The following is an 11,371-nucleotide window of genomic DNA, read 5'->3' as shown; positions in this document are numbered from 1 at the left end:
AATAAAATTGGTATTATCCCTTTTTTGTATTTTCACCAAGGCTACTTTTGTGCCATCTACAATTTATACCTTTAATGAATGTTATCTAATCAATATGTTTTTGATTATTTCAAAGACTAATTTTTTCATTAAAAATAGATGATTTTACTGGCCAAAAGTGCGTAGGGAGTCTATAAAAATAGTATAGAGGTTGTATGTTATGAGCGGGCAAAATCTAGAGGAAATTGTTAGGCATAAAGTCGCTGAACCTGAGTTGAGCACGGAAATCAGAGTGCCTAGAAAGTACAAAGTAGTATTGCTCAATGATGATTATACACCTATGGATTTTGTAGTAGAGGTACTGAAGCATTTTTTTCACTTAAGTGAAGAAATCGCTGTTCAGGTGATGTTACAGGTTCATATCCAAGGAAAAGGCGTGTGTGGGGTATTTACACGAGATATAGCAGAAACAAAAGTAGCACTGGTAAATGAATACGCCAGAATGAATCAGCACCCATTGCTATCCAGCATGGAACCCGAGTAATTTGCTGTGGGCTGAAGAGGAGCAACGACAATGTTAAATAAAGAACTTGAATTCACCTTGAATTTAGCGTTCAAGGAAGCAAAAGAGAAGCGTCATGAATTTATGACCGTAGAGCATTTGTTGTTGTCATTGCTTGATAATCCAGCGGCTGGAAGTGTATTACAAGCATGTGATGCAAATATTGAAGCATTACGTCGCGATTTAATTGAGTTCATTGACGAAACAACTCCTAGAATTCCTGAAGACGAATTGGATAGAGAAACACAACCTACACTTGGCTTTCAACGTGTGTTACAACGTGCAGTATTTCACGTCCAATCTGCTGGCAAAACCGAAGTAACTGGCGCTAACGTATTAGCAGCAATTTTTAGTGAACAAGAAAGCCAAGCAGTATATTTTTTACGACGTGAGAACATTACGCGACTTGATGTAATTAATTATATTTCTCATGGTGTTTCTAAGTATCAAAACAATGATATGCATGAAAATATGAACTCTATGGAAGATGATATGAGTTCATCAGAGGGAAATGAGTCACCTTTGGAAAGCTATTGTACGAACCTCAACCGACGTGCGAAACAAGGAAAAATTGATCCCTTGATTGGACGTCATGAAGAAGTACAACGTACTATTCAGGTATTATGTCGACGTAGAAAAAATAATCCCTTGCTGGTAGGTGAAGCGGGAGTGGGTAAAACTGCGATTGCAGAAGGCCTCGCTCGACGTATTGTAGATGGGGAAATACCTGACGCCATCCGGGATTGTATTGTTTATTCTCTGGATTTAGGGGCATTACTTGCTGGAACCAAATATCGGGGTGATTTTGAAAAACGATTGAAAGCAGTGTTAAAACAATTAGGTCAACAAGATGGGGCAGTACTGTTTATTGATGAAATTCATACAATTATTGGTGCCGGAGCTGCATCCGGTGGGGTTATGGATGCCTCTAATTTAATTAAACCCCTATTGGCAAACGGCGAGCTGAAATGTATAGGTTCTACAACGTACCAAGAATACCGAGGTATTTTTGAGAAAGATAGAGCTTTAGCAAGACGTTTCCAAAAAATTGATATTCCTGAACCTACAATTGACGAAACGTTTGAAATATTGAAGGGATTGAAAGGACGATTAGAAGAACATCATGGAGTAAAATTCACTATTCCTGCACTGAAAGCAGCTGCTGAATTATCTGCGAAATACATCAATGATCGATTTTTACCGGATAAAGCAATTGACGTGGTTGACGAGGCAGGTGCTTACCAGAATTTATTAACGGCGAGCAAACGCAAAAAAATTATAAGTGTGACCGAAATTGAGAGTGTTGTTGCGAAAATTGCACGCATACCTATCAAGAAAGTTTCTGCTCGTGATAAAGATACTTTACGGAATTTAGAACGCGATTTGAAACTCTTAGTTTATGGACAAGATCAGGCGATCACTGCGTTAGCCTCTGCAATTAAATTAGGTCGCTCTGGCCTTAGAGATCCACAAAAACCCGTGGGTTGTTTCTTATTTGCTGGACCAACAGGGGTTGGAAAAACAGAAGTAACCAGACAATTGGCTAACGTTTTAGGAATTGAATTGCTACGTTTTGATATGTCTGAATACATGGAAAAACATACTGTTTCTCGTCTGATTGGTGCTCCCCCAGGATATGTTGGTTATGATCAAGGCGGTTTGCTGACCGAAGCAGTTACTAAAAACCCTCATGCAGTATTGTTGCTTGATGAAATAGAAAAGGCCCATCCAGATGTATTTAATTTGCTGTTGCAAATTATGGATCATGGTACTTTAACGGATACTAATGGACGTCAAGCCGATTTTAGACATATTATTCTGGTAATGACCTCTAATGCCGGTGCTGGAGAGATAGTACGGAACTCCATTGGATTCTCCCAACAGGATAATAGCAATGACGGGCTTGAAGTGATCAAGAAACAATTTAGTCCCGAATTTAGAAATAGGCTCGATGCAATTATTAATTTTGCTCCATTGGATTCAGTGACCATTGGTTTAGTTGTCGATAAATTTATTATGGAGTTGGATGAACAATTAAGTCATAAAGGTGTCACTTTTAACGTCGATAAAATGGCACGTGAATGGCTTATTGAGCACGGTTACGACAAAGTAATGGGCGCTCGACCCATGGCACGATTGATCCAAGAGAATGTAAAAAAACCTCTCGCTGATGAACTTTTATTCGGTAAGTTAATGCATGGTGGTCACGTCACCTTAAAAGTTAAAGACGGTAAGTTACATTTTGTCAGTCATGATCATAGAGAGGGCGTTTTTTAGATGACATTGACTGTAATAATAATAACTAAAAATGAAGAGAGAAATATCAGAAGATGTCTCGAATCCGTACGATTTGCTGATGAAGTAGTTGTACTGGATTCGGGAAGTACTGATAAAACAGTTGCCATTGCCAAAGAATATACGGAGCATGTTTTCTCTACCGACTGGCCAGGCTATGGTGCTCAAAAGCAAAGAGCATTATCTAAAGCTACAGGCGATTGGGTGTTAAATCTTGATGCTGATGAATCTGTCAGCGAGGAGTTGCAGCAAGAAATCAAGGCAGCCATGTCCTCAAATACAGCCGATGCTTTTAGAATTGCAATTCAAATGTATTTCTATAATCAACCCTTAAAATACTCTTCTAGTCCTAAACGTCACGTTCGCCTTTTTAAACGGGAAAACGCCTATTTCAGTAATGACATTGTGCATGAAAAAATAGTACTACCCGAGAGTACACGAATTGGTAAAATCAAAAATGTCATTATGCACCACTCATTTAAAGATGTAAGTCATGTCTTATATAAGATGAATAAATATTCATCTTATAGCGCGAAAACATACATCTTAAATAAGAGAAAATCCAGTTTCAGCAAAACAGTAGCCAGTACAACATGGATGTTTTTCAGATGTTATATCTTGCAACGTGGTTTTTTAGATGGCAGAATAGGTTTTTTATTTGCAGTGTTTAATGCACAAGGTACTTTTTATCGTGGTATTAAACAATTGTATCAAGATAGCAATATAGACCAATTGCCAAAAAGCACAGAGGAATTAATTTGAGACTGAGCTTGCTAGAAGAAAAAAACAATTTATTGATACCAACGCTTCTTGTTTTGTTAGCATTTTTTATCCCAATAAGTGTCAGCATCAAGTCCATTTTAGTGGTAGTTAGTATAGTGGCTCTTTTGCTAGCGCCTTACTACAGACAATATATGTATTATGCTTTTAATACATTATGGGCTCGTGCCGCTATTGGTTTATTTCTTTTTGTCATTATCGCCTGTTTGTGGTCTGAAGCACCGTACGCCTTACAGTACAACATTATCGATAAATATTCTAAGTTAATTTTCCTGCCTGTATTTGCCGTAGGGTTTATTAAACCACAGACTAGATTATGGGTTTTAAATAGCTATATATTAACGATGATATTGACGTGTATTATATCAGTGCTAAAGTCAAAACATTTAATAACATTTCATTCCACAGATCCTGCTGATGTATTTTATAACCACATTATTACTGGATTTATGGTAGCCCTAGGTGTTTATTTTGCTGGCATCTTAGTATTACAGCAGAATATGAGTAAAGGATTACGGATTTTTTATCTGTTTATGATTATCTTAGGAACTTATCAGACATTTTTTCTTAATCCAGGGAGAACAGGTTACATTATTTATGGTGTTTTAATGTCTTTACTAATAGTGCAAAAACTTCCCTTTAAAAAGGCTTTGGTAGGAATTTTGGGATTTATCGCTGCAATTAGTTTAGCTTATACTTTGAGCCCTGTGATGCAAAATGGAGTTCATTTAATGATTACAGATATCAAGCTTCTGAAACACAACCAAGCAGATACCTCTTTAGGTTTTAGAATTCAATTTCATCAATATGCGCAATCTTTATTTGAAAAAAATCCACTTATAGGTGTGGGCACTGGAGGTTTTCAATATAGCTTTCAGAAAGATCAGCCTATTCCTGCTTGGGGAAAAAAGCTTAATGAGCCTCATGGTCAATATTGGTTAACTCTTGCAGAACTGGGATTAGTAGGTATTATTCTGTTTCTTTTTTTCATAGGAACCTTGTTTTTAACTGCCTTCAGGCTTAACCAAATGAAGCCCATTCTTTTAGGGTTATTGGTTTCTTTTTGTGTTTTATCGTTCTCAGATACTATATTTTGTTATTCAACAATAGGTTACTTGTTAATTCTTTTCAGTGCATTATGTTTTGGTGAAATCATAGAAAATCAAAAGGCAATAATCGATCAGGCGCATGAGTACAAATAACCTCAGCACGAACTCCGATTTTAGCCTGGTGCAGCGAAGCGAAACCGAACCTCTAGCAATAATGCCTGGTTGCGGCTTTGTACTTTTAATTATCTAATAATTGAATAGGCCAGAGATGGTAAAAATGATGAACGGGTCCATTTCCAAAGCCCACAGAATGTTCTTTTGCCGCTTGTATGGCATTAAATAAATAGTTTTTTGCGATATCGCACGCTTTAATTAAATCAATTTTTTGGGCAAGACAGGCTGTTATGGCTGCAGATAGGGTGCACCCAGTTCCGTGAGTATTTTTAGAGTTAATTCTTGGGCTCGCAAACCAATGAATGTCTCCGTTTGCACCTATTAATAAATCATTCGATTCAACTGAATGCAAAAGATGTCCCCCTTTAAGTAAAACGTATTTGGGGCCAAACTCAAGCAGCTTTTGACCAATATACTTCATTTCTATTTCAGATGATGCATTTAGGCCGGTGAAAGTAAAAGCTTCTGGAAGGTTAGGGGTAATCAAAGTAGCTAGTGGTACCAGTTGGGTGATTAAAGAGTTCACTGCTTCGGGTAGTAATAATGGATCACCACTTTTAGCAACAGTTACAGGATCAATAACAATAGGAATATCCAGAGCATTTTTTTTTAGGAACGATGACACTAATTCAATAATTTCCGTGTTGAAGAGCATCCCTATTTTTATACTGTCCGGTTTAATATCGTCAAATATAGCGTTCAGCTGATCTTCTATTGCCTTCAATGGAATAGGGTAACAGTTTCTCACTCCGCACGTATTTTGTACCGGCAAAGCGGTAAGTACCGTCATCCCATAGCAGCCTAATGCCGAAAATGTTTTTAAATCAGCCTGAATTCCGGCTCCACCTGAACCATCAAAACCTGCTATAGATAAAGCTTTATATTGCATGACTAGACTCTTGTACAGTTTTTGACATTAAAATCCAGTCGGGATCGAATAAATTATTAATAAACACTTCTTTGAATGTAGCAGGGCGTTTGGCTTGTTCATGAGCCAATTGTCCACACAAGCCAAAATATGCAGTTGCTTGAACTGCAGCGTGAAAATGGTTTGCTTCGCAAGCAACAAAGGCACTCAGGACAGCAGTCATAGTGCAACCCATCCCTGTAATCAGGGACATAAGGTTTGAACCAAATGGAAGTAAAATCTCATCCACTCCGTTAGTTATAAAATCTTGAGGGCCACTGATTACAATTGTTTTTTTTGATTTTGCCAGCATATGGGCGCTCTGAATTGCTTTAGTTACAGGATCTGAGCTTTCGACTCCTTTAGTGCTTCCATTTGAACCAGCTAATGAAATGATTTCACTCGCATTCCCTCGGATCACTTGAGCATAAGGAAATAACTCCATTGCAGCAGATGTTCGAAGTTTGCTCGCTCCTGCACCTACAGGATCGAGAATTAGGGGTTTATCTATTGAGTTTGCAATGTTGGCTGCAAATCGAGCTCTCTCCATAAATGAATCATTCAAAGTTCCGATATTAATATATACAGCTTGACTTAAATCAATCAGTTCTTCAATCTCGACTTGAGATTCGGACATGAGGGGTGCAGCACCCAAAGCCAAAAGGCTATTTGCCATAAAATCCATAGTAACGTAATTAGTAAGGCAAAGTATTAAGGGTTTTTGTTGCTTTAAACGGGTGAGGGTGAATTGTATGTGCTCAAGCATATCGGGTCCTGAAAAACGATACTTCGCAGCATGAGAATAAGCTCCGAAGTATATATTGGATACCTACCAAGCTGCAATTTTCTCTTCGGGTCGTAAAGAACATTCTTCTGAAATTGAGCCATCATTGCATACAACGTATCCTGTCACGCTGTAGGTTGAAACGACGCCGCCTTTCCATAAGCAGCAACCACGAAATAATTGTAAATCCATGACTGCGTGTGGGGTGCAATAACATGTAGAGTAAAAACCATTTTTACAAACAAGACGGCCTGCTGATGAATCACAATAGCTTACTCCTCCCATTTGACCACAGCAACCGGAAATATATTGGGATTGCGAATATGCTGGTGAAATAAGAAAACTTAATATACCGATACAAAAAAGAGATTTAAGTGACTGCATCTTGATTTCTCGAATTATTTTTCTTTTTAGAATAACATAGGGTTTGTTTAAATTTCTACTATATTACTCAAGCTGTGCTGATTATCTGCGTTTTGGGACGCGAAATTCAGCATTTAAGAATTAATGAGTTAATTAACCCAATATTTCTAAAAACTATTAGTCGGAACTTGAATTGTTTGTAGAACATTAGGATAAAGTACAAATAAATAACTAGTAGCTAAACCTGCTAATAGACCAAATAAATGTGCTTCCCAGGATACGCCTTTATCTCGAGGAAAAATACCAAAGAATATACCTGCAAAATAATAGAGACTAATTATGCCCAGGATTATGGTTGTTAATGTAGCGGTCTGATAGATATTACTAACTAAAAAACCCCAATATCCAGTGATTAGTCCACTAGCACCTATATGTAAACCAGGTTTAGCGAAACACCATATGGCAATTCCACTTAAAACAGTTATCATTACGGTAACGACAAGAAAGTAGTTAAGCCCATTTATTAAAATGAAATTACTTAAAACGACCAAGGGAATCGAGTTAAAAAATATATGATTGAAATTTGAGTGCAGAAGAGGGGCAAATATAATACCAGGCAAGCCACGGAGATGTCTTGGAATAATGCCCAGCAATAAGATGTTTCTATAGATCTTACTCACAAAGAAAAAAAGCCATGGAATCACCAAAATAATTTCTAGGATGGGAATGTTATTTTTAGTTTGGGTAATAATCAAGTAAAGGCTATTGTTTAATTCTTCAAGCATTTTTTACTCATGTATTTGGGTAATATCACAAGTCAAACTCCCTTGTGCCAAGCGTATATCGATTGTATCGCCAAGATGTACTTGTTGGTGCGAAAACAATACTTTATTTTCTTTGGTAGCAATAGCATAACCTCTATCCAGTGTAGCCAAGGGGCTAACTGCATGCAAGGTAGATAATTGAGTTCTAAATTGATATTGAAGTTGGCTGATCTTATTTTGCATGTGCTGAATTAATTGAGCTAAGATTTTTTGTAAAACCATCTTTGTTTGATTAATTTGGTTTTTGGGATTTTGGACGTGTAAATGATTGATGCACATGTGGAGTTGATGTGTTTTCTGTTTGATGTATGATCGCATGCAGGCAATCAATTGCCGTTCCAAGTAATCAGTGGTTTGCCAATAACTGGAAATTGCTTTTTGTGGTGAGGATATTTTATCGATTAAGTGATGCAATCTAACTTGGTATTTTTGTAAAAAACGGTGCATTGCCGCAGATAAACGAGAGATGGAATGGTTTAATAATTTAAACAGCTCAATACAGTCGGGGGTCACTGCTGCAGCGGCTGCAGTCGGGGTTTCTGCTCTGTAATCAGCTACAAAATCGGCAATGGTAAAATCTGTTTCATGGCCAATCCCAGATACAATAGGAATTGTGCTGTTTGCAATAGTTCGTGCCAGCCTCTCCTCATTAAATGCCCACAAGTCTTCAATACTTCCGCCTCCTCGCGCAAGCAAAAGCACATCGCATCGTTTTTCTATATTGGCACGTTTTAATGCGTTAATCAGTTGTTGTGCTGCGCCGGCACCCTGAACTTCGCTTGGATAGATAAAGACTTCGGCTAATGGGAAACGTCGCGATAGAGTAGATAATATATCCCGAATCGCAGCTCCCGACGTTGACGTGATAATGCCAATGGCGCGAGGCATGGCCGGAATGAGTTTTTTCTTTACTGAATCAAACAAACCTTCACTGGCAAGTTTGTTTTTCAATTCTTCAAAACGTTGGTAGAGTGCTCCCAACCCCGCTTCAGTAATTAGCTCTACAATTAATTGATAATCACCGCGTGCTTCATAAAGGCTTAATCGTCCACTGGCAACTATATGTTGGCCGTCGCATAATTTGTTTGCAAGTCCATTGGTTTGACGACTTTTAAAGAAAACAGCACGAATTTGCGCCTGATGATCCTTCAGGGTAAAATAAAAATGTCCCGATCCCGGCTTACTTAAATTAGAGATTTCCCCTTCAACATGAACAACACCCAGTTCATTTTCAAGATAGCATTTAACCTGTCGATTAAGTTGGCTGACAGTAAGAATTGAATTTCTTTTTTCCACGATCAATTTATACATGCTCCATAAATAATAAACAAAGATAAATTTTAAGCATTCATGACCTACAGAGTATCAAAATTAATATCTTACATATAGTAGTGAAAGAATTTAACTTCATTTAAACCCTATCTTGGCAAACCTTCTAAGAATAAGCTATGATCCTCGCATTAAAAATTAAGAATAAAAATAAAATGAACTCATTCCAAAATAGAAAATTAGGTGTTTTCAGCTCATTTTTGTTTTTACTTATAACTATAAGTATGTCGGGCTGTGTCGACTTATCAGGAGGTAGAGCTTCTGAAAAAAGACCAATACCAAAGATCGCTCAATCTGTGTTTCATAAATCCGAAACTCAAAATAATGGGAAAACCACATCAAAAACCGTGAAAGTGAGTAAGTCGCAACCTTATCATGGTGAAGTACACACTATGTTAGGTGGACTTGGGCTTTTTAGTACTGGAATGAGAACACTGAGCGATACTGTTATTGAAGAATGCAACATACCCGCACCTAGTGATATGTGGTACAACGCTGGTAATGTAACACGTTCTATAGCTACCTATTACCAAAAGCATCAACAGCACAGGCCTATTGTTCTGGTGGGACATTCTTTAGGTGCTAATGAGCAGATTAAAGTTGCTCGCAATCTGGACAAAATGGGTATTCCTGTGGATTTATTGGTCACTGTGGATGCAGTATCTCAAACCATTGTTCCACCCAATGTGAAGCATGCAATGAATTTTTATAAGCCTGGATATGTACCCATGTTTAGTGGTTTAAAACTTAGAGCAGTAAATCCAGAGCAAACACGTATTGACAACATTAACGTGACTACGTTAAAAGGCATCGAAGTGAATCATTTCACTATTGATAAAGATCCCGTTGTGCAAGCAATGATAATGGAAGAAGTAAAAAAGGTGTTGAGTAATGCAAATCAAGAAAAAGGGTAAAGAAAATTGTTCTCGTGTATGCATAATTGGAGCCGGTCCAAGCGGTCTTGCTGCGATTAAAAATTTGCAAGAAGAGGGTGTAACCGATATCACGGTATTTGAAAAGAACAATCAAATTGGTGGTAACTGGGTATATGATGAACGAAACGATCATTCCAGTGTCTATGAAACGACTCATATTATTAGTTCAAAGCGTTGGTCAGAATTCGAAGATTTTCCTATGCCAGCGCATTATCCTGATTATCCATCGCATACCTTGGTTTTAGATTATTTTAAAAGCTATGCGGATCATTTTGATTTAACTAAATATATTCGTTTTAACACGAATGTTTTGAAGGTAGAACATACTAGTCAGCGTCAATGGAAAGTAGTATTTGAAAATGAACAGGGAACTCATGAAGAATTTTTTGATTATTTATTAGTTGCTAATGGCCATCATTGGGATCCGTTTATGCCAGAATATCCAGGGGAATTCTCGGGCCAACTGCTGCATTCACATCAATATAAGAAAGCCTCTGCGTTTAAAGATCAACGCGTTTTGGTTGTTGGTGGCGGTAATTCTGCGTGTGATATTGCAGTAGAGGTGGCACGCGTCTCTTCGCAAATGTGTATTAGTATGCGCAGAGGCTATCATATTTTTCCTAAATTTGTATTTGGCAAACCCACTGATGCAGCGGTAGCCAAAATTAGATGGATGCCTTCCTGGTTAAGACAGAAGTTTTTGAGTTTTTGTGCTCGTATTTTGCAAGGGCGATATGCCAAATATAAATTAATGACTCCTGACTGCGGGCCTTTAGAAATCCATCCTACTATTAATTCAGAGTTACTTTATTTTATTCGCCATGGAGAAGTGTTCCCTCGTCCAGGAATTACTCATTTCGAGGGGAGTCGAGTTCATTTTACAAATGGTGAATCTGAAGAATTTGATACGGTGATTTTTGCCACAGGCTATAAAATAAGTTTTCCTTTCCTCGATAAGGGTATTGCTGACTTTAGTAATTCCACCAAAATCCCACTTTATAGAAAAATGATGCATCCAGACTATGATAATCTTTATTTTATCGGTTTGTGCCAGCCTCAAGGATGTATTTGGCCGCTAGCTGATTATCAGTCAAAAATCGCGGCACGCATTATTATGGGCACTTTAAAACGACCTGATAAATTGCATGAAAAGACACTTCAAGAAATGAATAAACCTCATTATCGGTTTAAATCTCATATACGACATGCTGTAGAAGTGGATTATCATAAGTTTCGTCGTGAACTATTGGATATGTTAGAAGCTTAATATCTCATCCCGGGTGAAGGCCATCCCTTTATCCGGGAGTCTATACGAATAAACTAATTGAGCAAAGTTTCCCCTGGAAGGTAAACGATCTAAGGTAGATTGGAACGTATCTTATTAATCTAC

General features: G+C 37.7%; 11 protein-coding genes. 6 read left to right on the top strand and 5 right to left on the bottom strand.

The window, feature by feature from the left end; all coding sequences use genetic code 11:
• The first annotated feature begins 199 nt into the window (after positions 1-199).
• The 4 genes from clpS to ACWTE2_RS20355 are packed head-to-tail and all read left to right on the top strand — an operon-like array spanning position 200 to position 4,818.
• Entirely contained in the window at positions 200-523 is a 324-nt protein-coding gene (clpS, locus tag ACWTE2_RS20370; RefSeq protein ID WP_182391063.1) for an ATP-dependent Clp protease adapter ClpS, read from the top strand.
• A 30-nt stretch (positions 524-553) separates the two neighbouring features.
• Entirely contained in the window at positions 554-2,818 is a 2,265-nt protein-coding gene (clpA, locus tag ACWTE2_RS20365; RefSeq protein WP_454784106.1) for an ATP-dependent Clp protease ATP-binding subunit ClpA, read from the top strand.
• Positions 2,819-3,598, top strand: a complete 780-nt coding sequence (locus ACWTE2_RS20360; RefSeq protein WP_454784105.1) for a glycosyltransferase family 2 protein — start codon at positions 2,819-2,821, stop codon at positions 3,596-3,598. It begins immediately after the preceding gene.
• Positions 3,595-4,818: an O-antigen ligase family protein gene (locus ACWTE2_RS20355; RefSeq protein WP_454784104.1), complete on the top strand. Its 1,224-nt coding sequence runs from the start codon at positions 3,595-3,597 to the stop codon at positions 4,816-4,818. Before ACWTE2_RS20360 ends, ACWTE2_RS20355 begins: the two co-directional genes overlap by 4 nt.
• Before the next feature lie 85 nt (positions 4,819-4,903).
• Here the strand turns inward: ACWTE2_RS20355 and thiD are convergent, their stop codons facing one another.
• The 5 genes from thiD to xseA form a co-directional block, all read right to left on the bottom strand.
• Entirely contained in the window at positions 4,904-5,728 is an 825-nt protein-coding gene (gene thiD / locus ACWTE2_RS20350) for a bifunctional hydroxymethylpyrimidine kinase/phosphomethylpyrimidine kinase (RefSeq protein ID WP_182391059.1), read from the bottom strand.
• The gene (gene thiM / locus ACWTE2_RS20345) at positions 5,718-6,512 is read right to left on the bottom strand and encodes a hydroxyethylthiazole kinase (RefSeq protein ID WP_454784103.1); all 795 of its coding nucleotides are present in this window, start codon (positions 6,510-6,512) and stop codon (positions 5,718-5,720) included. The genes thiD and thiM overlap by 11 nt, the downstream gene beginning before the upstream one ends.
• 63 nt (positions 6,513-6,575) lie before the next feature.
• The gene (locus ACWTE2_RS20340; protein ID WP_454784102.1) at positions 6,576-6,914 is read right to left on the bottom strand and encodes a neurogenic locus notch; all 339 of its coding nucleotides are present in this window, start codon (positions 6,912-6,914) and stop codon (positions 6,576-6,578) included.
• A 146-nt stretch (positions 6,915-7,060) separates the two neighbouring features.
• Positions 7,061-7,678: a rhomboid family intramembrane serine protease gene (locus tag ACWTE2_RS20335; RefSeq protein ID WP_454784101.1), complete on the bottom strand. Its 618-nt coding sequence runs from the start codon at positions 7,676-7,678 to the stop codon at positions 7,061-7,063.
• Positions 7,679-7,681: 3 nt separating this feature from the next.
• The gene (xseA, locus tag ACWTE2_RS20330; RefSeq protein WP_454784100.1) at positions 7,682-9,028 is read right to left on the bottom strand and encodes an exodeoxyribonuclease VII large subunit; all 1,347 of its coding nucleotides are present in this window, start codon (positions 9,026-9,028) and stop codon (positions 7,682-7,684) included.
• A 173-nt stretch (positions 9,029-9,201) separates the two neighbouring features.
• On the opposite strand from xseA, the gene ACWTE2_RS20325 reads away from it, so the two are divergent.
• Both ACWTE2_RS20325 and ACWTE2_RS20320 read left to right on the top strand, forming a co-directional pair.
• The gene (locus tag ACWTE2_RS20325; protein ID WP_182393679.1) at positions 9,202-9,960 is read left to right on the top strand and encodes a thioesterase domain-containing protein; all 759 of its coding nucleotides are present in this window, start codon (positions 9,202-9,204) and stop codon (positions 9,958-9,960) included.
• Positions 9,938-11,248: a flavin-containing monooxygenase gene (locus ACWTE2_RS20320; RefSeq protein ID WP_182391055.1), complete on the top strand. Its 1,311-nt coding sequence runs from the start codon at positions 9,938-9,940 to the stop codon at positions 11,246-11,248. Before ACWTE2_RS20325 ends, ACWTE2_RS20320 begins: the two co-directional genes overlap by 23 nt.
• Positions 11,249-11,371: the final 123 nt, after the last annotated feature.

Source organism: Legionella nigrisilvae, from assembly GCF_977063395.2.
The sequence above is the reverse complement of the archived record's forward strand: the minus strand, read 5'-3'. Positions and strand labels throughout refer to the sequence as shown.